We start from the raw sequence: 26,162 nt of genomic DNA, 5'->3' as shown, positions 1-26,162 counted from the left end.
ATTGGCTATAGTAAAACCTTTTAAAGCTGTAAGGCCTACGAGAGCCATTGTTGGGCTAGTGGCTGCACGTCCATACCAAAGCTATACGGTTGACGAGCGTGAGTCGCGTATGGATTATAACCCATATAGCTTTCTTCATATTGTAAATCCTGGTTATAAATATGCTCAGGAAGTAACAGGAAAAGAGCGTTACAAACTGGTAAAAAACAGATATTTAGAGTTTAAAGAAGATGGAGTTTTTGTACAGGACAAGAAACCAAGCTTTTATGTTTATAAAATTGTAAACAGACATGGTCAGGAATTTAATGGTATTATAGCAACGACAAGTGCAGAAGATTATGAGAAGGATGTTATTAAAAAGCACGAAGACACTCTGGCAAAAAGAGAACAAACATTTAAGACCTATCTTAAAACTGTAGGATTTAACGCAGAGCCTGTATTACTCACCTACCCTGATAATACTATAATTTCTGAAATCATAAAGGAAACTCAAAAAGGATATGCCGAATTTGAATTTACCATGACCTATAGAGATACTCATTATCTCTGGAAAATTGATAATGAAGATACCATTACAACTATTCAAAAAGAGTTTGGTCAAATGGAAACCATCTATATAGCAGATGGCCATCACCGCTCTTCATCTTCATATCTTTTATATAAAGACGAAAAAGAAAAGAACCTCAACCATAATGGTGAAGAATCTTATAATTTTTTTATGTCATACCTTATCCCTGAATCTGATTTGGTAATTCATGAGTTTAATCGTTTGATTAGAGATTTAAATGGCTTAACTAAAGAAGAGTTTCTAATAAAATTGGATGAAAATTACCGCATAGAAAATAGAGGGCTGATGCCATACAATCCCTCTAAACCTCACCACTTTAGCATGTATTTAGATGGTGAATTCTACTCCTTATATTTACGAAAAACCAATTACCAATTTAAAACAGCTTTAGATGAGTTAGATGCACAATTGCTCTACAAAACTATCCTCCAACCCATATTAGGTATAGATGACTTACGAAATGATGATCGCATAGAATACGTTAATGGACAACACGAAATGATTACTATTAAAAGTAGTGTAGATAGTGGTAAATTTATGGTTGGATTTGGTATGTGCCCTTCTAATGTGAAACAAATGAAGCAAATTGCAGATGAGGGCTTAAAAATGCCACCTAAAAGTACTTATATTTTACCAAAACTAAGAAGCGCAATTACGATTTATGAGTATTAGTAAAAATCTTAGAAGCATAAAATCAAGCATCCCAGAAAATGTAACTCTAGTTGCAGTTTCAAAAACAAAACCTGTAAGCGATTTAATGGAAGCTTATAATGCAGGGCAACGTATTTTTGGTGAGAATAAAATCCAGGAAATGGTTGAGAAACATGAGCAAATGCCTAAAGATATTCAATGGCATATGATTGGTCATGTTCAGCGAAACAAAGTAAAATACATGGCTGAATTCGTAAACTTAATTCATGGTGTGGACAGTTTTAAACTATTAAAAGAAATTAACAAGCAAGCAAAAAAACATGATAGAATTATAAACTGTTTACTACAAATTAAGATTGCTGATGAGGAAAGTAAATTTGGTATGTCAGCAGATGAAGCCTCTACACTACTTCAGTCTGATGAGTTTTCTGAGTTAAAAAACATACATGTTGTAGGTTTAATGGGAATGGCAACATTCACTAGTAATATGAAACAAGTTAAAAATGAGTTTGATTATCTAAGGTCTACTTCTGAAAAACTTAAAACATTAAACCCAAACCTATTAACTATATCAATGGGCATGAGTGGAGATTACCAATTAGCTATTGAATGTGGCAGTACTATGATTAGAGTCGGAAGTAGTATCTTTGGCGCTAGAAATTACACAAACTAAAAAAAGCGATAATAGCATTTACGCAATACTAGACATAGAAACCACTGGTGGTAAGTATAACGAAGAAGGTATCACCGAAATAGCCATTTATAGATTTGATGGTCATAAGATTACAGATCAGTTTATTTCTTTGGTAAATCCAGAGCGTGAGATTCAACCCTTTGTTGTTAATCTTACTGGTATTAATTCAAACATGCTAAAGAATGCTCCTAAGTTCTACGAAGTTGCAAAACGCATTGTAGAGATAACCGAAGATTGTATTATTGTTGCGCATAATTCGTCTTTTGATTATCGTATTCTTAAAACAGAGTTTAAACGTTTGGGCTTTCCTTTTAAGCGCAAGACACTCTGTACCGTAGAATTGTCTCAACAACTTATTCCAGACATGGAATCTTATAGCTTAGGTAAACTTACTCGTGCTCTAGGGATTCCTGTAAGTGATAGACACAGAGCAAATGGCGATGCTATGGCCACTGTGAAATTATTTAAAATGCTGCTAAATAAAGATTTAGAGAAAGTCATTATTAAGAACGCTGTTAAAATTGAAAAGAAGTCTAAGCTTTCTTCTAATCTAAAAGAGATTATTGAAGAATTACCATCCGTAACAGGTGTATATTATATACATAATGATAAAGGCGAAATTATATACATTGGCAAAAGCAACAACATAAAAAAACGTATAACACAGCATTTTACAGGTACAAGTTCTAAGTCTAAAAAAATCCAAGCTTTAGTAAGCGCAGTCACTTACGAAAAAACTGGTAGCGAACTTGCTGCACTACTAAAAGAAAGTGAAGAAGTTAAAAAGAATAAGCCTATTTTTAATCGTGCCTTGCGAAGAACTATTTTCACACATGCGCTGTATAATTTTACAGATAAAAACGGTTATATCAATCTAAAAATAGATAAAGCTTATGGCGACAAACAACCTATAACAACGTTTAGCACAAGAGCAAGTGGAAAGCATTTTATGTCTAAAGTCGTTGAAGATTATGGTTTATGTCAAAAATTAACAGGCTTGTATACCACTAAAACAAGCTGTTTTAATTATGGTGTAAAAGAATGCTTTGGTGCATGTATTAATGAAGAGTCTTCAGAAAATTATAATAAACGTGTTAATTCTCTAATAGCTAAATATAGTTACGAAAATAAAAATATGCTTATCATTGACAGAGGTCGAGATGTGGATGAAAAAAGTGTATTCTTAATTGAAAATGGAATTTTTAAAGGCTTAGGCTTTTTTGATTTAAACCACCAGATAAACAACCGGGAAATTTTAGCTTCACTTATTACACCAATGCAGAACAATAGAGACACTCAGCATATCATTCAAAGTTATATGCGACGTCATAAGAAATTAAAAGTTTTAGAACTTCTAGACCAATGAAATTAAACCTTAGCCTTTTAATACTAACTATTTCATTTTTTTCTTTTTCACAAAGCTATAATGTAGCTATGCCTGTTTCAAAAAGTGATTTGGAATCGAATTACTATTCTAAAGACTCCACTGCAAATGCTTTGATCATCTATGATTATGGTAAAAGCTTTGTAGATGAAAAAACATTTTGGCTAAGGGTCCAAGTGGAAAGAAAAATTAAAATTTTGAAAACAGAAGGTATTGAACATGGCGAAATTGAAGTAAGACTTTATAAAGGGAAGTCTTCAAAAGAAAAAATTAAAAATATTAAAGGAGCTACCTATAATTTAGAAAACAACAAAATAGTAAAAGACGTTTTAAAACCTTCAGCAATATTCGAAGAAGAAAATGAAAATTATACCTTGGTTAAGTTTGTACTACCTAAGGTTAAAGTGGGAAGTGTCATTACATATAGCTATGAAACTCAATCGCGTTTTATGGCTAAATTTCAACCTTGGTATTTTCAAGGCTCAGACCCAGTGATATATAGTGAATATAACACGAGTATTCCTGGTAACTATGAATATCATATAGAATTAGTAGGGACTATTCCCCTTAAAACAAATGACCATTGGGTAGAGAAAGATTGTATAGTTATTAATGGAACATCAGCCGCAAATTGTGCTATGGCAAAATACGTAATGACAGATATACCTGCATATAAACCTGAAGGATTTACAACTACTCCATTAAATTACACAGCAAGAATTGAATACGAATTGAGTGTTATTAGAGGTTTTGATGGTAGTGTAGACAAAATAACCAAGACTTGGGACTTTGTAGATAAAGAATTAAAGACGGATTCTGATTTTGGTAAACAGATAAGTAAAAAGAGTCTGGTAAAAAATATCCTTCCAAATGACATACAATCCGAGAAAGACAAATTGACTAAAGCAAAAGCTATACGGCAATTTGTAACAGATAATTATAGATGGAATGGAAAATATGAACGTTACGATGTATCAATAAAACAATTGTTAAAAGAAAAAGTTGGAAGTGTATTTGAAATTAATCTCCTTCTTGAGAATTTACTTAGTAGTGAAGGTTATAGCGTATATCCAATTCTTATATCTACACGAAATAACGGATTACCAACTAAAATTTTCCCTGTATTGACAGATTTTAATTATGTAATTCTTAAAACCACTATCGCTGGAACAGATTATTATTTAGACGCTACAGAGCCCTACATACCCTTTGGTGAATTACCCTTTAGATGCCTCAACCAATATGGAAGGTTAATTGATTTTGAAAACGGAAGTTATTGGGAAAACATTATAGTAAAAAAACATTCGTTAAGACACCATAAAGTAAATATGACATTTACAGACGATATTTTTCTAGGCGCTATAGATAGTAAATTTACAGGCTATCATTCTCATAATTTGAAACGTATTTGCAGTGAGAGCCCTCAAGCTTATTTAGAACAGAAAGTCAACGCTAATCCTAACATAACAATTAAAAATCACGATATTTCAAACTTTAATGAGAATGCATACAATTTTCAAGAAACCATAGAAATTGCTATGGAGCCTGAGACTATTGGTAATAAGATTTATTTAAACCCATTCGTATTCAAATTTTTTAAGGAAAACCCCTTTAAGTTACAAGAGCGTACTTATCCCATAGACTTTGGTTATAAAGATATATATACTTACGCTATGAAGTTAGATTTAGGAGAAAACTTGAGCGCAATAAATATTCCTAAAGACATTAACCAAAAGTTACCTAATAATTCAGGGGCATTTATATTTAACGTGAAACAACAGGACAATCAACTTACACTTTACTTTAGAATAAAGTTTGATCATGCTATTTACGCTCCTCAATTTTATGACTATCTTAAAAGTTTTATGAGTCAAATAGTAGAAACGCAAAACAATACCGTAATAGTATTAGAAAAAGAATAGTATTACTTTTTGTATTTTTAAAACGTGGAAGAAATAAATAAACATAACTGGCGAACTAAACTTCATGAAATTATTTATGAAGCTGATACTCCAGCAGGAAAACTATTCGATGTTATTCTTCTCATAGCTATACTTGTAAGTATTATTCTGGTTATGCTAGAAAGTATCAGTAGCTTTGATATAAAGTACCATGACTTTCTCAATGTTTCTGAATGGGTAATTACTATTTTATTCACAATAGAATATATTCTAAGAGTAGTAACAGTAAAAAAGCCATTAAAATATATTACCAGTTTTTACGGAATCATAGATTTATTATCAACAATCCCAAAATATCTATCTCTAATATTTTTGTCAGGTCATCATTTAGTAGCATTAAGAGCGCTACGATTATTAAGAGTATTTAGAATTTTAAAATTAGCCAGGTACCTTGGAGCTTCAAATAATTTAGTTTTAGCACTTAGAGCTAGTAGAGCAAAAATATCGGTTTTCTTATTTGCTGTTGTCATTCTTTCCATAATATTAGGTACTATAATGTATATCGTTGAAGGAGAAGAAAATGGGTTTACAAATATTCCGAAAAGTGTATACTGGTGCATAGTAACATTAACTACTGTAGGTTATGGAGATATAGCTCCTCAAACACCTTTAGGGCAATTTATTGCTTCTATAGTTATGATTTTAGGTTATGGTATAATTGCTGTCCCAACTGGTATTGTGTCTGCTGAATACGCAAAAGCTTCGGGTGATAGTGATAACCTTTCTGATAAAAAATTTGAACAATTAGAAACTGTGGCACTTAATACGCAATGTTGTGTAAACTGTCTGGCAGAAAAACATCAGGATGATGCAGAATTTTGCCATAAATGTGGATGCAAGTTACACCATGACTAATATACTTATTTCTATTGTTGGTCCTACTGCTATTGGTAAAACAACCCTAGCCATTAAATTGGCGCAGCACTTTAACTCTGAAATTATTTCAGCTGATTCACGCCAGTTTTATAAAGAAATGAATATTGGTACTGCTGTACCCACAAAAGAAGAACTGAAAGCCGCAAAACATCATTTTATTCAGCATAAATCAATAGAGGATCTCTATAGTGTTGGCGATTTTGAGCACGACGCAATTTCCCTAATTTCTACAATTCATAAATCTAACTCCATTGCCATAATGGTTGGAGGCTCTGGTTTATACGAAAAAGCTGTGGTTAAAGGTTTAGATTATTTTCCAAAAATAGATGCTACAATTAGAACTGTACTCAATGATAGACTAAAATCTGAAGGACTAAAGCTTTTACAACAGCAATTAAAATCCTTAGATCCAAAAGCTCATAATACTATTGCAATTGACAATCCTCAGCGTCTTATAAGAGCTTTGGAAATTTCCATAGGCACTGGCAAACCTTATTCTTCATTTTTAACCAATACTGAAAAAATCCGAAATTTTAAAACTATAACTATAGGTTTAGATGCCGAGCGTTCTATTATCTACGATAGAATTAACCAACGTGTAGATAATATGGTTGAATGCGGTTTACTTAAAGAGGCTAAACGTTTATTTCCTTATAGACACTTAAACGCTTTAAATACTGTTGGGTATAAAGAGCTATTTAACTACTTAGAAGGGAATTATACCTTAGAGTTTGCCATTTCTGAAATAAAAAAGAATACAAGGCGTTTTGCTAAGCGACAACTCACTTGGTTTAAAAAAGATGATGCTATAAAATGGTTTGATTATAAAATAGATATCAGCGAAGTTATTCTTTTTATTGAAAAACAGCTATAAAAAAAATCCGACTTAAAAGCCGGATTTTATATTATGATTAGTTGCTTTTATTATTTATAACCAACCTAAATCCTTCTCCATGAATATTTAATATCTCTACTTTAGGGTCTGGTTTTAAGTATTTACGAAGCTTAGCGATGTACACATCCATACTACGAGATGTAAAATAATTATCATCTCTCCAAATTTTTGTTAACGCCAGTTCTCTAGGCATTAAATCATTTTCGTGTAATGCTAATAAACGTAACAATTCATTTTCTTTTGGTGATAATTTTGTTGGTTCACCTCCATCTAACTTTAAAAAACGAAGCTTGGAATTTAAATCAAAACGTCCAATTTTAAATTCAAATTGTTTACTATCGGCTACACTATCTGTAGCTTTACGCTGCATGATAGCCTTTATTTTCATTAACAAGACTTCACTATCAAATGGTTTATTGAGATAATCGTCAGCACCAACTTTATAACCTTTAAGCACATCTTCTTTCATTGCCTTAGCAGTTAAAAAAATAATTGGTACATCTGTGTTTTTTTCACGGATTTCTTTTGCCAACGTAAATCCATCTTTATATGGCATCATTACATCCAAAATGCAAAGATCGTAATCGTCTTTTTTGAACTTCTCAAAACCTTCCATTCCATTCTTGGCATGGACAACTTCGTAATCGTTCATCATTAAATAATCTTTTAAGACTGTTCCGAAATTTGGATCGTCTTCTACCAAAAGAATTTTCTTGTTTTGTTCTTCCATAATTCGTTTTTATGATATTAACGGCAACTTTATAATAAAAGTACTGCCTTTTCCTTTTTCACTTTCTACAGATATATAACCTTGATGGTCATCTACTATTCGTTTAACATAAGCTAAACCTAGCCCATGACCTTTTACATTATGTACATTACCTGTATGTTCTCTATAAAATTTTTCGAACACACGTTTAGCAACTTGTTTACTCATCCCATTACCTTTATCGGCAATTTTGAGTATAATACTATTACCTACATTTTCAGTAGATACATCAATCTCTGGTGCATCATCTGAATACTTGATGGCATTATCTAATATATTTACGACCACATTTGTAAAATGTGTTTCGTTTGCCAAAACTGATGACTTTGCAGCATTTAATTGTGTTTGTACGTAACCTTTTCTATCCTCAACTATCAATTTTACATGCGTAATCGCATCTTCAATTAAGTCGTGCAACTTAATACGTTCCTTACTTATATTTAATTCGTTTTTCTCTAATTTAGAAATTCGTAATACATTCTCTACCTGGGCATGCATGCGTTTGTTTTCATCCTTAATCATACCTAAATAACGCTTCACCTTATCCTGGTCATTGATGATTTTAGGGTTTTTAATTGCATCTAGTGCCAAATTTATAGTTGCAATAGGTGTTTTAAACTCATGGGTCATATTGTTGATAAAATCGGTTTTTATCTGAGATATTTTACGTTGTTTTATCAATTGGTGTATCGCACTAGAAAATGCTAAAATAATTATGCTTGTAAAAACAATTGACAATGCTACCATCGGTAATATTGAGGATATTAAATACTTTTTCCTACCTGGAAAATCTACATATAATGTGTAATTACTTTCATTATTATTATCTAAAAACACTGGAATACCAACGGTAGTTTCAGGATTTTTACTAAAATTAAGCGTTTGTATTTTTGTAGCTAAATCATCATCATATATGGCATATTCGAAATTTAAATCTACTCCTTCACTACGCAATTCACGTTCTAATAAAACTTTTACATGTAAAGCAGAAACCCTCTTATGTATTGGTACACTTTTTAATAATGTTTTAAAAGAGGATTCGTAAATTTGTTTTTCTATGACTGGTAATTTGGAAAATTCTACCATTTGTCGTTGTGGTTTAATACCAAATTCACTCCCATCCAATCTAGACTTACTATAGTATTCAGTAACACGCTCGTTAGTAAAACTACTAATATCTATGCTGTCTGCATCAATTTCAAAGAACAATGAGGGCACCTTAAAGCGTTCCTCTAAAACCGTATTCCTATGAATTATGGTTTCGTCATTTACATCATCTTCAGTGGTAATATATAATTGACTAATTATAGTAGAATCGGGTTCTCTATTATTAGCAATAAAAGGCTGAATTAAACCGTGATACCTCTTAATTTCAAACTCCTCAATATCCCTAGAGACAAAACTGAGTGCTCTCGTAACACTTAACGTAAAATTCTTTTCCTCATTTTCTAAACTATTATTTATAAAAAATGATTGCACAAATATTATACCAATGAGCGATAGACTCATTAATACCACCAATAAGATGAATAGCTTTTTGCCCATCAGTCAAATTTAACATTTTAACATTTAGCACAAATTATGTTTAACCTTACATTAACAAAAGGCTTGTATGTTATTTTATTTTTTGAAGTAACGCATAGTGAATCTCTTCAACTTGTTGTTTTGTCGCTTGTAAATCGTTGTTAATAATCGTAAAGTCTGATTTTTTAATTTTTTCTTCATCAGACAATTGATTACTCATGATGGATTTTACCTTCTCTATTGATGTATCATCGCGTTTCATAACACGAGTAACCCTTAATTCTTTATCAGCGACAACAGTAATAATATAATCGTATTGATGTTCTAAATTATTTTCAAAAATAATTGCAGCTTCCTTAAGTACATATGGCGCATCTTGCTTTTTTAGCCAACGCTTAAAATGTGATGCCACCTTGGGATGTACAATAGCATTCATTTTTGAGAGTAGAGATTTGTCAGAAAAAATTTTTGAAGCTAAGTAAGGTCTATTCAAGTTTCCATCTTCATAAGCAGATTGACCAAACAATTTAATGAGCTTACGTTTTATGACTTTAGAACGGTTCATCAACGCTTTTGCTTCTTTATCAGCTATATATACAGGTATGCTATAAGATTTAAAATACTCACCTACAGTAGTTTTACCACTACCTATACCTCCTGTTAATCCTACTACCAGCATCTTATAATTTTATAAAATCTATCCTTTTTTGTTTCACACTTATTCGTTTAACGAATTCGGGTTTTTTTGTGATTTTGGGGATAATATATGATTGATTTTCTTCAATAGCTGTATAATCACATTCAATACTAAAATCTGAGATGTTTATGGAATTGTAATGGTCTAAATCTACATAATACAATACAGTAACAGTTTTGGGAAAATAATTGATCACTGTGTTAGAAGGTTTGTTCTTTATTGTAATTGGAATTTCGATTTTACCTTCGGTAAACCGCCTTACTTTTGCTTCTACATTTACAGCTTTAGGAAAAACATCTAAACCTTCATATAGCTTAAGCTTTACACTTTTATTAATATCCTTATTAACTTGTCGTAAGGTCAGCTTTTGGGTAACAATTGATTTAATTTTACTTATCTGGTCTAATGACCCCACAATCTTAACACTATCTGTACTCAACGAATATCCATCTAGAATATCAAACCCTGAAGCAAAATCTATATCCGTCATCAAATCTATCGGAATATATTTTGAAGCCCTTTTTGAATATGATATCACCAATGAATCGGGTTTTAAAGAAACTACCTTGTATGATGATCCCAACTGTAATTCTATAAGATATTTATGCTTATCTACATCAAAAATATAATGTTCTGGCTTTGTAACAACATCTGTCTTAGCATCTAAAACAATAGTCTTATAATTCTTAAAAATGAAGGGAACTAATGCAAAACCCTTGGCTTTTATATAAGCTTCCATAACAAATGAAGAGTCATCTTGTAGTATAATTTCATCTTCTACATTCGTTAAATTTACCTTAAGTAGAATGGTTTGCTTATAATCATTTGAGAGCTTTGAAAAAATTAAGAACATGAAGGCTATAACAACGAACAAACTAAAACGCTTAACGTTTTTTTTCTTTAAATAGCTTGATATGTTTAACTTTTTCTTTGGGTTCATCTATAATTTAAAAGAATAAATCCGGAAACGCTTCCTTTGGTTGCTTGCGTAACACAGCTAAATTAAAAGTAGATTTTAAAAATCCATAACCATAACCAAAAAATTGTACGATAATAGCAAACACAGCTTTTATAGCAACTACTAAATTAACAGTGGAAAACAACGCTAAAATAAAGGCTATAAAAAAATATAAGCCATATAAATATAACGGCCATATGATATTGAATATAAATAATACAATAGAGGTTAATAGTCCTAAGCTAAACAATGAAGGAAACCAATAAACCAAACTTTTAGAATCAGGATGCCATTGATTTATTATAGGCCTTACTTTCCCAAACTTATATACTTGCTTGTAAAACTTAGACCAAGAAATACGGCGCTTGTGAAAAACATAAGCTTCTCTCATCAATGTAGTTTTATAGCCTAGTTTTTGTAATCTTAATGATAGATCTGGGTCTTCACCTGGGTGAATTTTCCCAAATCCTCCAGAGTCTAAAAATGCATTTTGTGATAACCCCATGTTGAAGCTTCTTGGTTGAAAGTCTTCAAGCTGTTTATCACCACCTCTTATCCCTCCAGTAGTAATAAAAGAAGTCATTGCAAAATTAATAGCTTTTTGAAGATTATTAAACGACGAATGTGCTGCATCAGGGCCACCAAAGCAGTCATAATATGTATCATCTAAAAACGTTTTGACTTTGTTTAAATACTGTGATGGCAAAATAACATCAGAATCTAATATAATAAAGTAGTTTCCTTTTGCTTTCTGCATTCCAAAATTCCTAGAGTCGCCTGGACCAGAATTAGGCTTATAGTAATATGATAGGTTAAGTTGCTGTTTATAGGTATTAACTATCGCTTCTGACGTTTCGGTAGAACCGTCTTCCACAATTACAATTTCATAGGTATGACCTCCTTTTAATTGGCAAAAACTTTCTAAAAGTTCCTTAATCTCGTGAGGCCTATTATATACAGGAATAATAAATGAAAAAGAAATAGTCTTCATACCTTACAAAGGTAAGTAAACCAAACACAAAATATTATAACATCACTACTTGATTGTACTTATAGTATCATTTTAGATGGTCTATAAGAAATATTTTTATATATAATAATAAAATAAATAAGCAAAAAAAAGCCGCTATTACTAGCGGCTTTTAAAAGTTTATAACTTATAACTTACTGCTTGATTACCCTTATTGTTTTAGTAATATTAGCAATAGTTACTTTAACAAAGTAAGTACCTCCTTGTAAGCTAGACATATCTAACTCGCTGTCTACATTATTAGGTGTAGCTCTTAATACTTCTTGGCCTAGCATATTATACATAGTTACATTCTCAATAGTATTTTGAGCATTTAACGTTAATGTATTTTTAACTGGGTTAGGGAAATAAGTAAATGCAGATGCATCCTCTAAATCAGGATTAGATAAAGTAGAATCTACAGTAACCTTATAATCCTCAACTTCTCCTCTACCTGAGCCAAAACCACAAGCATCATCATCACCTGGCTCTGGATCATTCCAGTCAATCATTACTCGCATTCTATAATCCCCATTTGGAGTTCCGTTTGGTATAGTCACTGTACCTGTAAAAGGCCCATTACCATAAGCTGTAGTACTAAAAGATACTTCAGACACATCAAAAACAAAATCATTGTTCCAATCTACCCATACTGCACATCCAACTGTACCAGAAACTATTTCTACGTTAAAATCAAATGAACCATCAGCTGCTCCGCTAACCGTCATTGTATCATAGTTATTCCCGTAATTAGTAGCAGAAAGACCTGAAGCTAAGTTAGAAATATTCATACCATCAGCGTTAGAAGTACTAAAGTTGTCTATAAATGTCGAAGTACTTGTACCTGAAGGAATACAATGCCCTGCATTGAAAGTAAATGGTCCTGCCCATGCACTTAAATCTCCACCACCACAATCTGACTGTACATATAAATCATATAATGTATCTGCCGTCAAACCTGTAGCTGTATCAGTTAAGTTTGCAGTACTTCCACTAGAAACTACTCCAACTCCTTGTCCATTTCCAGCTGGAACTACTTCCCAGTTATAACCTGTAGGTGCTGGACCACTAGTTGGTGCAACCCAAGAAAGTGTTGCAGAAGTTGGTGGAGCAAATGACGCATCTAAACCTGTTGGTTCAAAACAAGCAGGAGGTGTACCTAAACAGAAGGTTACATCACCAAAATTATCATTACCCCAATCGTAAACTCTCATGTAGTAAGTAGTACCACCTGTTAAACCAGTAAAAGAAGCACTAGCAGATGTTGTACAATCCACTTCAACTAAAGCTCCACAAGTTCCACTGTATAACTCAACCTGTGTTGTAGAAAATGCTGAAGCACTTCTAGTATAATCAACTTGAGTATCCATTGCACCAAGTGTAAATGTATACCATAAATCACCACCAGAATATGTTGCTGTAGCGCAAGCTGCTTGTGCTACCCCAGAATCAGTAGCCGTAGTATTATTACCCGTAACATCAGGACCGCATGTACCAACTCCAAGAGTTACAGTAATAGCTCCTGCACAATCATCATTAGCAATTGGGTCTATAGTTAAAACACCATTAACATCATTTGTACCATCCCAATCTCCGTCACCACCGCCAGAATCAAAACCACCATAAGTAAAAGTGGCTCCATTAAGTCTAAATCTAGAAGCATAATAATATGTTCCAGGTAGCACAATTTCAGCACCAAGGTCTAATTGATACTCATCGTTATTATTATTTGTAAAATCATAACCTGGATTTGGTACAGCAGTTACCCATGTCCAGCCTGCTCCTGAAGGATCTGTATCCATATCACTATAGCCTATCCAAACCTCTATACCAGGTGAGGCAGTAGCACTACCTTGATCAGTTAAGCCCGCTTCATAAGCTTGCGCATAAACAAGTTGAGAATCTCCTGTTGTTATTGTTGCTGTTCCAGGGAATTGTAAGTTATAAAAATCTAATGCATCCGCAGGGGCATCAGTAACAGTTAATGTATAATCTTCTGTTTCGCCTCTTTCTGCCTCATATGCACAAGCATCATCATCTGGTCCTGGATCGTTCCAATCTATCATTATACGCATAGTATAATCACCATTTGGTGTAGCGTTAGGAACAGCAATTGTACCTGTAAAAGGACCATTACCATATGCGGTAGTAGTAAATACAACTTCAGTAGCAGGATCAAAAGTAAAATCATTATTCCAATCTACCCAAATTGCGCAACCTACAGTTCCACCTTCTATTTCTACAGAAAAATCAAACGTACCATCTGCAAAACTTGTTACAGAATTAGTAGCAGTAAAATCCCCATACCTGTCAGTTGATAAACCTGTACCTGTATTAGATAAATTTGATATTGCGCCAGTAGTTGTAACATCATCTATTAATGTTGTTGTATTAGTACTTGTACTTGGAGGTATACAATAACAAGGGTCAACTGCTGTAGTAAAATCTTGTTCTGTACAACCAGTCGAGCTTCCAAAACCATTGTATGCTGTTACAGTATAATAGTAAGTTGTGTTAGCTGAGCCTTCAAAAGAATAGCTAGTAACATCACCCAAATCTGTATTATCTTCAATATCGTTACCTCCCGATGTTGTTCCGATGGTAATGTTATAACCATCTGCACCTGTACTAGCCATCCAAGATATATCGTTTGCAAAATTACCACAACCAGCATCTGGAGTACCTACTACATTTGCAGGACAATCTGGAGCATTCGTAGGAGATTCTCTCACGGTAAATTGACTTACATGGAAATAAATATCTTCAGCATCATTTACTGGTCCATCACTTCCATAAAAAGCAAATTGTACATCTCCTGTTACTGCTGATAAATCATATATTATTTGCTCTCCTACATCTGTAGGTACATTACCTTGAACCCAAGATTGCATAGTCGTCCAATTTGCTCCACCGTCAGTAGTCATTAATAAAGCTACTAAATCATCTGAACCTAAATCAGCACCTGAACCACTTGTCGCTGCTTCTGTTAAAGCAACGTAAACTACAAGCTCACTTGCCGCTGCTGCTGATAAATCAAATACAGGGGAGATAATCCAATCTTCTCTATTATCAAAAAATAAATTTATTCTATTACTTGGTGTTCCATCATGGTTACTCGCAACCCAAAGACTCTCACCAAGATCTGAAGGTCCTGTAGCTGGAGTTCCACTACCAGCCTGTTCCCAACAGTCAGGTACATTTACACTCATATCTGCACTATAATCTGGTGTAAATGATAGACATTCTGTTGCAAATGCGAATGGTCCTACCCATTGGCTAGTATCACCACCACAAACTGCTTGTACGTAAAATTCATAAGCAGTATTTGATGTTAAACTCATTTGCATATAAGGATTTGTTACACCTGATTGTGTAGGTACTCCTGTAGAACTTCCTGGAGGATTTGCATCCACATCTACAACTTCTATATTCCATGAAGTTGCAGAACCTGTTTCTGTCCAACCTAAAACAGCACTATCTGAAGTAATGCTTGTTGCTGTTAAATTTGAAGGAAAAGGACAAGAAGGTGCATTCCATTCAACGCAAGATACACCTGCAAGAGAAGATTCCAGTGAGTATGTATAGGTACCATTAGCACCAATTACATGAACACCTGCTGTTACACCATTATCATAAGTGGGGTCATCAAAAATTAAATCTTCATAAATAAATCTAATTTCGTTAGTTGTTTCGTATAAGAGTAATTGAAACGTACCGCCACCTGGGGTTACATCAAATGCAGCAGAGTCATAATGCGGTCTATCATTCCATTGTACTACTAAAATACGGTTCGGAGCTACTCCAGTTTCTTCCCAATATACGGCACCAGGACCTCCACCTATATCTGTAGCTAAAGGATAAAACCCTTGAGCTGTTGGAGATGACCCTGTACCTACATCACCTGTAGTTGCATTAAATAATACACCACCATTATTACCAACACGTAGGTCTGATGATGATACACCGTCTAATTCAAAAGCAAAAGATAAAGTAATGTTAGCCTCACCGTCATCAGCCAAAGCTAAATCTGTACCAGTGCCACTGATATCTGTAAAACTTGTAGTACAAGTATCATCAGAAACAAGTTGCGCATAGCCTTGCCAGCAAAAAGCCAACATGACAAAGCATAATAATGTAATTTTTTTCATAAAAAATATATTAAGTTAGTAATTCTATAAAAATATGTTAATTATCTCTAAAATAATCCCATCACAAATCTAAATCGACCAAAAACGAAAAATAACGATTAAAGGTGATTTATTAGCATTTAAGTTTAAAGGTGATTGTATACAATTAAAAAAGCCGCTAGTATTAGCGGCTTTTTTAAAATAAATAAGTTAAAATTTATTGCTTAATCACCCTTATGGTTTTAGTTGTATTAGCAATAGTTACTTTAACAAAATAAGTACCTCCTTGTAAGCTAGACATATCTAACTCGCTATCTACATTATTAGGTGTTACTATTAATACTTCTTGACCTAGCATATTATACATCGTTACATTCTCAATAGTATTTTGAGCATTTAATGTTAACTTGTTTTTTACTGGATTTGGATAGTATGTAAAAGCCGATGCATCTTCTACATCGTCAATACTCAATGAGGTAGTAGCGCTTATATTGAAACTTATAGGTCCAAAATCATCACCGCTAAAATCATAAAGCCTTAAGTAATAAGTAGTACTAGAAGATAGACCTGAGAAAACTATAGTTGGCGCACTTGTAAACTGAACGTCACAATCGACCTCATTTAAGTCAGTACAATTATCGTATAGCACCGCAATTGTAGAAGAAAAACCTGAAGACGCAATATCAATGGTAAGTTCATCCATATTATCAGGTGTTGTGAAACTATACCAAAGATCTGATCCTTCATAAAAATTATTACAACTTGGGTCTGGCACACCAGAATCACCTGCTCCTACATTAGTACCTGTTACCTGAGGACCGGCTTCATTAATACCTAATGTTACAGCTTCAGCGGTACCACAATCTACATTATCTGGAGGGCAAGCAACCTGAGTTAATACACCACTACTTTGAACACAATTAACATCATTATCGTCCGATACAGTAATTACTACATCTGTTGCATTAACGTAGGGACCAAATGTAAGTGTAGTAGCACTCATGGTTGTTTGTGCAGCACTACCTTGGTCATCAGTAACTGTAATATCAGTTGCAGAACCCATATCAGTAATATCAACTTCTATATTAAATCCTCCAGAAACTGCACAGTCGTCTACAACAGTATAAGCTACTGTAGCATTAGTACAAGTATTCTCAGTAATATCTAATGTATATGCTGTACTTTGAGGTGCAGTCCAAGTAGAAATTACAATATAATATGTAGTGCCATTTGTAACAACAAAATCACCAATTGATAAATCATCAGTTGCATTTGCATTAACATCTCCTGCTAAACACGTTGTACCAATATCCGCACAATCAGCGTATACAAAAATACCTGCATATGTATCACCTATAGCCGTTAAATCTATACTAATTGATCCATCTATTCCTGCAGTATAGGAATAAACAACATCATCGCCGCTAAGATAATTATTAGCAGAACAATTAGTCCCTGGAACCCCATCATAAACATCTCCATAATTAACTGTATTATCTGTAGTATTATATGGTAAAGCACCAACTACTATAGGGTTACTACAATCAAAACCAAGAGGTGCTCCTTCTGTTGTAAAACTCCACTCAGCACAAGGTCCTGCTGCTGGTGTAACATCATTATAAGGCACCACACTCCAGTAATATGTTGTACTGAAGTCTAAACCAGTAATATCGACATTTGTATCTGTAGAACCAAGTAAGCCTAAAGATACTAGTGCTCCTGAAGTTTCTCCAAAGAACACTTCATAATCCGTTGGTGCAGGGCCAGAAGATGGGGCGGTCCAACTTATATTAAGATCACCCGCTGTGAGAGCAATATCTGTTGCTGCATCTGCTGGTACTATTGGTGCTTCAGCACAGTTAGGTGCTGGAGATGGAGTATATGAAGAAATACAAACATCTACCATCGCTGTTGAGCCTGTACCTTCTTGCCAAAAATATAAATAATACTGAGTATTTGGTGATAAAACAATATCAACAGAGGGATCTATACCAGCATCGTAACATCCGATATCAGTTCCACCACACATATCAAAAACAGCCATATCTACAGCTGCAGAAGCATTTACAGTTAAACCTCCAGCTGCATCTGTCGTTACAGTTGCCCATAAGCCATAATTGTTAAAAGTATCGCAACTTGTTGCAATATTACTAGGTGCGCCTGTAAAATCTAATGATATTGGTGTTGCGGTACCACAATCAGCTTCTAAGTTTGCTACATAAGCAGTACCACAAGATTGCCCTGTATCTGGCTGTGTCCATGTAAATGGTCCTGCATATGTACTATCCCCATCACCACCGCAATTACTTTGAACGTAAAAATCATAATCAGTACCTGGTGTTAAACCAGTGATATCGGCTGAACTCATACCCAAAACTTGTGCACCTCCTATTTGCCCAGTTCCCTGAACATAACCAGTAGCACCATATTCATAAGTAAAATCTGTTTCTGATCCAGTAGCCGTCCAATTCAGTGTAGCAGTAGATGTAGATGTTATTTCAATACTTAAGTTTCCTGGAGGAAGACAACTTGGTGCCTCGCCTATGGAAGCATCATCAATTGTAATTCCCCTACCCCAAAAGGCTTTTCCTTGAAAACCTATGTAGTAATCAGCACTAGGATTAGGTAAGATAATATTAACTTCTGTCCATGATGATATAGAAGAAGTATACTCCTCTATTAAAGTCCAAGTACCACCTGCAGAATCTTTATACCAAATACTTAATTCATCTTGGTCACCACCCCAATCATTCTGGGTGTAATAAAACGTCAATACAGGCGTAGTAAAACTTGTTAAATCTTGAGATGGAGTTTCAAGTCTATTTGTTTCGTTATCATAACTCCCTTCAAAATAATATGCCATACCAGCACCTGTTCTAGGAGTAACTGAATTGTTTTGGTTCTGAGTTGCACCAAAAACCCAGTCATTACCCGTACCTGTTAATATGGTCTCTGTCCAATCTATAGGGATTGTAGTTGCATCAAAACCTTCATTTAATTGCGCATTAGACTGCAAACAAAAAGCAATAATCGCAAGCAATAATGTAATTTTTTTCATAAAAAATGTTTTAAGTTAGTATTTAAAAATATGTTAATTCTTTTAGAATCAATGAAAATCATAAATTTAAATCGATAAAACACAAGAAAAATGCGATTAAAGCCGTATCTGTATATTACAAAAAAAGTGCTATAAAAGTCTAAATATTAATAGATTACTTCGTCAGACTATATATAGAACCAAAAAACATAAGATTAATAAGACATTAATGAATTCTGATTTAGTTTTTTACTACTATGCTTTTTACAAACTTATTTATTTTTATGAAATAAATTCCTTCTGAAGCATTAATTTGAATTGAAAGAGTATTGTTTTGCGAATTGTATTCCTTATCTTCAATTTTTATTTCTCTTCCCCTAATGTCATAAACTTTAATCACATCTTGATTATTAGCATTTGAAATAAAAATTGATCCATTTGTTGGGTTAGGATAAACATTAACGGCTTTTTTATATTCATCCTCATCAATACTTAATGAACCATTAAAGTAAGGTACTGCAAAATCAAACGTATCTTCGGCTACATCTTGCCCTATAAAACGTCCTGGAATATCATCTGCAGGTGGATGAATACCTCCCCAAATTCTACTTAAACTCGTTTGATCTGAAGCATCTCTATAGGTTGCCCATTGCAATACAACATCTACAGAAGGACCTTCTTCAAATACTAAAAACTCATTCCTTTTAGCCACAAATTCCCCTAATCCTCCTGGGAAAAATTCGCTACCAGTCATCATTGTCATTAACTCAGCTGCAGCTCTAGAATAAGTGGAATGGCCAGACACATAGCCTGCAAATGGAGGTGTTACAAAGGTTGGTCTTTGGTAAGGGTACCAGTCTTCTGCTAATATCCAACCGACACCTGCTTGGTCTGTTTCTGTATCACCAATAAAATCATGACCTCGCCATGTATATAATTTTATTTTACCAACATGTTGATTAGAGAAACCCGCTAATGGATCACCAACTTCTACAACTTCTATATAATCTTGTATTAATGGAATACCCCCTACATGGTAATTGTCTAATGTATTATCTGTACTTTGTCCGCGTTCGGCCATTGAACGAATGGCTGAAATTGGCCGTATATAATCGTACCAACCTTTTACACTCCATGCAGAAATAGCTGCATCATGCATACCGCCACCTAAAATAAAGTAAGCCTTAACATCCCATTCTAAAGGTTCTAAAATATCCCCAACCCCTTCAAAACGTTTTTCAAATTGTGGATGATCATTAACATAATTTAAGATGGTAAACCAATGACCTGGGGGAGTTTCAGAATCTGGTCCATCTGCCCAAAACTCAGCAAGTACTCTAGCATAATCTCCTCTAGGCACCATGTTAACCTCATAAGAACTGCCAGTTATTGGATTTAAGGCATGGCCATTACTATTTGCGCCGCCATTAAAAAAATCATAAAAATTAGGGTAGTCTGCATAATCCGTCGGAAATGTACTTATATCTACATTACCAATAGAATTTGGTGATATATCCCATAAGACCCCATCATCTTGATCTAAGTGCGCTTGCCAAACCGAAACCATAGTAAAACCCCATTTATAGGCATTACTATCAGCATTATCTTCCGTTAAACTAATGTATGGTGGATCTGATGGATCGTGAAAAACATGGAAGTTATTACCATTTCTCTGGTAAGTTACCTTATCTTCTTCTGATAGTGCAAAACCAAAAACATTGCCCCATTCTGGGCTTAAAAAGGGAGGTGTATTATCATCAACAATTTCTCCTCCTTGATCAATAAATATATCTAAAGTTAGAGGTTGCCATCGATTAGGGTCATCTATAGGAGGGTTAACACCACTATTAGCATCTAAAGCATAAGGATCATTAACTGGTTCATAATAAGCATTATCATAAGCTGTAGCTTCTCTTGAACCATCTTGTAAACCATAATCAATAATAGTTTGTGCTACATAATTGCCAAATGCTGCTGCATCACCATCTTCATATAGCAAAGTCTCTATGTTAGTGTCATAACCGAGTTTTTCCATCAACATATTTAATCGTGCTTGAGTTTCATCTACACCAGGTGAATTCTGAAAACGGTGAGACATTATACGGTACATAGCGTAACTTATAGATTTACTTAAAGCTACTTCTAAGTCTTCATTTGGTGTAAATTCTTCAAGTGTACTTGAAAATCCGTTAACTGTGTTACCAATTAAATAAGGTGAAGCTATTTCATCATATATCGCCCAAACATCATACATTGCTACACTGGTGTGAAATAAGTTTCTGGCGTGTACTGTTGGTCTTGCAAAATCATCTCGTATAGCTTCTAACAAAACTTCGTTCCATAATCTAGCAATTGAAATACCTTCTGGCAAATTATTAACTCCCAGTTCTACATTAATAGACACTTCCTGGCTTGAACATTGATCACCTGTCTCTATAACAGAAACACTACCTGATCCTTCCAAATGCCATATTACTGTAATGCTGTTTGTGTCTTGTCCACTTAAAATTTCACCTCCAGAAACTTGCCAATTTGCAGTAGAACCAGACGCTATATTATACGTGTAAGTTTCTGTTCTTAAGAAGGAAGAAGTGGTATTACCAACAATAGTCTGAGAGGGCAAATATGCACAAGACCCATCATCTAATGTCGCATCTGGATTATAGTTACATGACACAGGATCCGTACATCCATAAATTTTTTGACTTGGGAGTATGTTTAAAACTTGTATACTTTGCTGCTCTGTAGCTTTTATAGTTATGTTTGTATTTAAGTCATTATAAATTTCTGATATTCCTGATGGCCATTTAATTTCTAATGAACTAATCTGGGTTACATCATTTAAACCAAAATGTACTCCTTGCAAACTTTGACCTAAAAACCCTACTCCAGAATAATAGCGTTTTAATACACTTCCGGTATTTGTAGTAAGCGTTAGGGTAGTTCCAATCGCATCTCGATTAGACACTGTTCCCTCTAATTTAACCTTTAACCAGTTTAAAGATGTTTCAGCATCATCAAAATTTAAGAGTTTATTTTCATAAAAAAAACATTCTTTGTTACTGTTTGTCACCAATAAATCTATATCACCATCATTATCATAATCAAAGTCTAGTGCTTCAACACTAACACCAAGTTCATTCAAACCAAGATTATTAGAAATGTCTGTAAAAAAAGTACCGTTTTGAGCACCTTCATTTTCAAAGTAAAAGTTTGGTTCTTCTGACCTACCATTTAATACATAGCCATTAGCAACGAAAAGATCTTCATCTCCATCTAAATCAAAATCGGAAAATTTAGTACCCCAAGACCATAATGTATTATCGACACCATTTTCTTGTGCTCTTTCTGTAAATGTGCCATCTCCATTATTCGTTAATAAAAAATTTAAATCTATAGCTGTTATAAAAAAATCGAAATGACCATCTAAGTTGTAATCACCTATAGTGATAGCCATATCTTCACCTACAGTATTTATATTATAATTAGCAGCCTCATCTATAAAGCTAGTCCCATTTTGGCTAATAAATAATTCGTTGGGATCATGCACATCGTTAGTTACATATAAATCTATAAATCCATCTGTATTAAAATCATAGGGTAAGCCAACAAAACTGGCATAACTTTCGATATTAGTAAATAAACCCACTGATTGACTAACATTAGAGAATGTCTCATCACCATTATTAACATATAAAGAGTTAGAAGCACATCGTTGCCAGTCTGCAATGAAAAGGTCTAATAGACCGTCATTATTATAATCAAACCATGTAGCTCCAGTATTTCCACATCCATTATCACTAGTAATGCCTGATGTTTCTGTAACATTAGTAAAAGTCCCATTACCCATATTTCTCCATAATTGTACACTGTCTAGAAAAGTCATAAACAAATCAGGGAAACCATCATTATTATAATCACCCCAGTTTGCACTATACTTGTAGCCAGCTAAACCTGTGAAATCTTCAGGATTTACATCTTGAGGGAATAAATTTGAAAAGCCAGCTAATTCGGTAACATCGGTAAATGAACCATCATTATTATTTCTAAACAACCGGCTCAGTGTTTTTGGGTTATTTGGATTGTCTTTAGCTTTAGCTACAACAAAAATATCGAGATCGTCATCGTTATCATAATCTGCAACTGCCGCACCATTATTATCCTCTAATACTCCAAGACCTACAATGTCCTCTACTCTATCAAAAGTTTGAGCATATATAGATATATTTACAGTTACCAAAAATACAATGAATAATAGCTTAAGGTTGTTTTGTAATGTTCTCTTCATTTATAAATGTAAAATATTAATAGAGCTGTTTTAACTATTCTTAACATTGCAATATAAAAAAAGCTGTTATACAAATTTGTATAACAGCTTTAAAATTAGTTATTATATCGTTTAATTGTTATCAACGAAAGCATCCATAACTGCATCACTCACTCCCATGTTACTAAAGCCACCATCATTATATAAGTTCTGTAAAGTTACACGCTTGGTTAAATCACTAAATAACGATACTGTATAGTTAGCACAATCCATTGCTGTAGCATTACCAAGTGGTGACATTTTCTCGGCATATGCAATAAAGCCATCAAATCCTTTTACACCACTACCTGCTGTTGTTGGAGTTGGTGATTGAGAAATGGTATTAACTCTTACATTTTTATCTCTACCAAAGAAATATCCAAAACTACGCGCTATACTCTCTAAATATGCTTTGTTATCAGCCATGTCATTATAATCTGGGAATACACGCTGTGCAGCCATATAAGTTAAAGCTACTATACTGCCCCATTCGTTCATAGCATCAGCTTTATAAAGAGTCTGCATAACTTTATGAAAAGACATTGCAGAGACATCAGTACCTTTTTGTGTCCAATCGTATTTTTGATCGGTATAAGCTCTTCCTTTTCTTACGTTTATAGACATTCCTATTGAGTGCAAAACAAAATCTAATTTACCTCCTAAGATTTCCATAGACTGTTCTACCAGATTTTGCAAATCTTCCTCTGAAGTTGCATCTGCAGGAATAATTTGAGAACCTGTCTTTTCTGCAAGTGCATTAATCTGACCCATTCGCATAGCCACAGGCGCATTGGTTAACACAAATTCTCCACCTTCTTCATGAACACGTTCTGCAGTTTTCCATGCTATTGAGTTTTCATCTAATGCACCAAAAATAATTCCTTTTTTCCCTTTTAGTAAGTTGTATGACATGTGTATCTCTTTAATTAGTTTAGTTGTTAGTTGCTTTGTCTATTGCCTTCAAAGTTAACAAATCTTTGAATTTATGACTTTCAATTCTATATATTTTAATTTAGTAGCTGTTTTGCGTGCGCCATTGCAGATTCCGTGATATCTATCCCTCCTAACATTTGAGCTATTTCAACGACACGTTCTTCTTCATCTAATTTTTTCAGCTGCGTTTGTGTTACACCTTTAACATCTGTTTTGTACACTTTGTAATGTGAGTCGCCTTTTGCCGCTATCTGAGGTAAATGTGTAATCGAAAAGACTTGCATCTTACCACTCATCTGTTTCATAATATCGCCCATTTTATTAGAAATCTCACCCGAAACACCTGTGTCTATTTCATCAAACATTATAGATGGCAATTGAATATATTCTGCTAAAATGGATTTAATTGCTAGCATAATTCGAGATAATTCACCTCCTGAAGCTGCTTTTTTTAGCGCATTGAAGTTTGCCCCTTTATTTGCAGTAAACAAAAACTGCAGACGATCCTTTCCATTTACCATAAACTGCTCCATCAATTCTAGTTCTATTTTAAACTTGGCATTTGACATTCCTAAATCACTAAGCATAGTTTCAAGTTTTGCTGTTAAAACAGGTGTAATCGCTTTCCTTTTATTATGGATCTTAATACAAACTTTATTTAAATCTTCATTGAATTGCTCAATTGCTTTTTCTTTTTTGGCAATGTTACTATCCAGACTTTCGGTATTAGAAATTTTGGATTTTAATTGATTTTTTATTGCAATGAGTTCTTTGATATTAGAAACCGAATGCTTTTGAAACAGATTATTTATAATTTGAAGCTTAGCGTTAACACGGTCTAATTCTTCAGGGTCTGTAGACAAATTTTCTTCTAGGTGATCTAACTCTGCCAATACATCGTCCAACTCTATACCTACACTTACAATTCGCTCAGATAAAGATTCGTAGGTTTTTCCAAATTCTGAAATTTTAAATAATTCTTGTTTAACATTATTGAGTTGATCAATGATACCCAGATCTTCGGTATTTAAAACCACTTTTGTATTACCCAACCTCTCTGCTATTACTTCTACATTATTAAGTTGTTCGTATTGTGTTTCTAAATCTTCAATATTTACAGATTCTAAATCAATTTCATTTAATTCTTTAGTTAAAAAAAGATTGTAATCGTATTCCTTAATCATTTCAGCTTTAGACAACTTCAATACTTCTAATTCCCTTTGATGCAATTTATAATCTCTTAATAGATTTTTATAAACATCTAAGTTTGAAGCATTGTCTGCTAATGCATCAATAACCATAAATTGATAATCATCTTGCGTTAATTGCAATGTTTGATGCTGGGAATGAATATCTATTAGATAATTGCTCAATACCAAAAGTTGATCTAAAGTTGCTGGTGTGTCGTTAATAAATGCTCTGGATTTTCCTGATGGTAATATTTCTCGTCTAATAATAGTCTGCACATCATAATCTAAATCTAAGGATTTAAAAAGTGTTTTTAGATTGTAGTTTGCAATATCGAAAATCGCTTCGATAACACATTTTTCATCTGCATTTTTCACCTGACTTAAATCTGCCCGTTTACCCAAAACCAAAGATAAACCACCTAATAGTATAGACTTACCTGCGCCAGTTTCGCCAGTAATAATAGTTAGTCCATTATTGAACTGTACGTTTAGTTCATCAATGAGTGCATAGTTTTTTATGTAAAGAGAGGTGAGCAAAAATCTGTAATTTGTTTTTACAAAAGTAAAGATTTACAACTTCTAA

The 26,162-nt window shown here is 33.7% G+C and carries 16 protein-coding genes; 6 read left to right on the top strand and 10 right to left on the bottom strand.

The window, feature by feature from the left end:
• Position 1: 1 nt before the first annotated feature.
• The 6 genes from Q0912_RS16800 to miaA are packed head-to-tail and all read left to right on the top strand — an operon-like array spanning position 2 to position 7,008.
• The gene (locus Q0912_RS16800) at positions 2-1,240 is read left to right on the top strand and encodes a DUF1015 domain-containing protein (RefSeq protein WP_299117279.1); all 1,239 of its coding nucleotides are present in this window, start codon (positions 2-4) and stop codon (positions 1,238-1,240) included.
• Positions 1,230-1,892, top strand: coding sequence for a YggS family pyridoxal phosphate-dependent enzyme (locus Q0912_RS16795; protein WP_299117278.1), 663 nt, complete (start codon positions 1,230-1,232; stop codon positions 1,890-1,892). The genes Q0912_RS16800 and Q0912_RS16795 overlap by 11 nt, the downstream gene beginning before the upstream one ends.
• Before the next feature lie 16 nt (positions 1,893-1,908).
• The gene (locus tag Q0912_RS16790; RefSeq protein WP_299117327.1) at positions 1,909-3,279 is read left to right on the top strand and encodes an exonuclease domain-containing protein; all 1,371 of its coding nucleotides are present in this window, start codon (positions 1,909-1,911) and stop codon (positions 3,277-3,279) included.
• Positions 3,276-5,219: a DUF3857 domain-containing protein gene (locus Q0912_RS16785; protein WP_299117276.1), complete on the top strand. Its 1,944-nt coding sequence runs from the start codon at positions 3,276-3,278 to the stop codon at positions 5,217-5,219. Before Q0912_RS16790 ends, Q0912_RS16785 begins: the two co-directional genes overlap by 4 nt.
• A gap of 24 nt (positions 5,220-5,243) precedes the next feature.
• The gene (locus tag Q0912_RS16780) at positions 5,244-6,113 is read left to right on the top strand and encodes an ion transporter (RefSeq protein ID WP_299117274.1); all 870 of its coding nucleotides are present in this window, start codon (positions 5,244-5,246) and stop codon (positions 6,111-6,113) included.
• Positions 6,064-7,008 (top strand): tRNA (adenosine(37)-N6)-dimethylallyltransferase MiaA, encoded by a 945-nt coding sequence (miaA, locus tag Q0912_RS16775; protein ID WP_299117272.1) that lies wholly within the window; start codon positions 6,064-6,066, stop codon positions 7,006-7,008. The genes Q0912_RS16780 and miaA overlap by 50 nt, the downstream gene beginning before the upstream one ends.
• A gap of 37 nt (positions 7,009-7,045) precedes the next feature.
• On the opposite strand, the gene Q0912_RS16770 is transcribed toward miaA, so the two are convergent.
• From Q0912_RS16770 to recN, 10 genes are all read right to left on the bottom strand, one after another.
• Positions 7,046-7,759, bottom strand: coding sequence for a response regulator transcription factor (locus tag Q0912_RS16770; protein WP_299117270.1), 714 nt, complete (start codon positions 7,757-7,759; stop codon positions 7,046-7,048).
• 9 nt (positions 7,760-7,768) lie between these two features.
• Entirely contained in the window at positions 7,769-9,343 is a 1,575-nt protein-coding gene (locus Q0912_RS16765; RefSeq protein ID WP_299117268.1) for a HAMP domain-containing sensor histidine kinase, read from the bottom strand.
• A 70-nt stretch (positions 9,344-9,413) separates the two neighbouring features.
• Complete coding sequence (coaE, locus tag Q0912_RS16760; protein ID WP_299117266.1) at positions 9,414-10,001, bottom strand: dephospho-CoA kinase; 588 nt, start codon at positions 9,999-10,001, stop codon at positions 9,414-9,416.
• Between the two features lies 1 nt (position 10,002).
• Positions 10,003-10,872, bottom strand: a complete 870-nt coding sequence (locus tag Q0912_RS16755; protein ID WP_299117265.1) for a CdaR family protein — start codon at positions 10,870-10,872, stop codon at positions 10,003-10,005.
• Positions 10,873-10,966: 94 nt separating this feature from the next.
• On the bottom strand, positions 10,967-11,968 hold the full coding sequence (locus Q0912_RS16750; RefSeq protein WP_299117264.1) for a glycosyltransferase: 1,002 nt from the start codon (positions 11,966-11,968) through the stop codon (positions 10,967-10,969).
• Between the two features lie 173 nt (positions 11,969-12,141).
• Entirely contained in the window at positions 12,142-16,134 is a 3,993-nt protein-coding gene (locus Q0912_RS16745) for a GEVED domain-containing protein (RefSeq protein WP_299117262.1), read from the bottom strand.
• 196 nt (positions 16,135-16,330) lie between these two features.
• Complete coding sequence (locus Q0912_RS16740) at positions 16,331-19,171, bottom strand: T9SS type A sorting domain-containing protein (RefSeq protein ID WP_299117260.1); 2,841 nt, start codon at positions 19,169-19,171, stop codon at positions 16,331-16,333.
• A 220-nt stretch (positions 19,172-19,391) separates the two neighbouring features.
• Positions 19,392-23,438: an FG-GAP-like repeat-containing protein gene (locus Q0912_RS16735; protein ID WP_299117258.1), complete on the bottom strand. Its 4,047-nt coding sequence runs from the start codon at positions 23,436-23,438 to the stop codon at positions 19,392-19,394.
• Between the two features lie 111 nt (positions 23,439-23,549).
• Positions 23,550-24,368 carry an SDR family oxidoreductase gene (locus tag Q0912_RS16730; RefSeq protein ID WP_299117255.1) on the bottom strand — a complete coding sequence of 273 codons (819 nt, stop codon included), beginning with the start codon at positions 24,366-24,368 and terminating at the stop codon, positions 23,550-23,552.
• 95 nt (positions 24,369-24,463) lie between these two features.
• Complete coding sequence (gene recN / locus Q0912_RS16725; protein WP_299117253.1) at positions 24,464-26,116, bottom strand: DNA repair protein RecN; 1,653 nt, start codon at positions 26,114-26,116, stop codon at positions 24,464-24,466.
• Positions 26,117-26,162 lie beyond the last annotated feature (46 nt).

The sequence above is a fragment of the uncultured Winogradskyella sp. genome (assembly GCF_947498345.1).
GTDB lineage: Bacteria > Bacteroidota > Bacteroidia > Flavobacteriales > Flavobacteriaceae > Winogradskyella.
The sequence above is the reverse complement of the archived record's forward strand: the minus strand, read 5'-3'. Positions and strand labels throughout refer to the sequence as shown.

Excerpts from the sequence above, each read along its gene's own strand:
- Q0912_RS16795 (WP_299117278.1), top strand. The coding sequence starts at position 1,230 with ATGAGTATTAGTAAAAATCTTAGAAGCATAAAATCAAGCATCCCAGAA.
- Q0912_RS16785 (WP_299117276.1), top strand. The coding sequence starts at position 3,276 with ATGAAATTAAACCTTAGCCTTTTAATACTAACTATTTCATTTTTTTCT.
- miaA (WP_299117272.1), top strand. The coding sequence starts at position 6,064 with ATGATGCAGAATTTTGCCATAAATGTGGATGCAAGTTACACCATGACT.
- Q0912_RS16770 (WP_299117270.1), bottom strand. The coding sequence starts at position 7,759 with ATGGAAGAACAAAACAAGAAAATTCTTTTGGTAGAAGACGATCCAAAT.
- Q0912_RS16765 (WP_299117268.1), bottom strand. The coding sequence starts at position 9,343 with ATGGGCAAAAAGCTATTCATCTTATTGGTGGTATTAATGAGTCTATCG.
- coaE (WP_299117266.1), bottom strand. The coding sequence starts at position 10,001 with ATGCTGGTAGTAGGATTAACAGGAGGTATAGGTAGTGGTAAAACTACT.
- Q0912_RS16755 (WP_299117265.1), bottom strand. The coding sequence starts at position 10,872 with ATGTTCTTAATTTTTTCAAAGCTCTCAAATGATTATAAGCAAACCATT.
- Q0912_RS16750 (WP_299117264.1), bottom strand. The coding sequence starts at position 11,968 with ATGAAGACTATTTCTTTTTCATTTATTATTCCTGTATATAATAGGCCT.
- Q0912_RS16745 (WP_299117262.1), bottom strand. The coding sequence starts at position 16,134 with ATGAAAAAAATTACATTATTATGCTTTGTCATGTTGGCTTTTTGCTGG.
- Q0912_RS16740 (WP_299117260.1), bottom strand. The coding sequence starts at position 19,171 with ATGAAAAAAATTACATTATTGCTTGCGATTATTGCTTTTTGTTTGCAG.
- Q0912_RS16735 (WP_299117258.1), bottom strand. The coding sequence starts at position 23,438 with ATGAAGAGAACATTACAAAACAACCTTAAGCTATTATTCATTGTATTT.
- Q0912_RS16730 (WP_299117255.1), bottom strand. The coding sequence starts at position 24,368 with ATGTCATACAACTTACTAAAAGGGAAAAAAGGAATTATTTTTGGTGCA.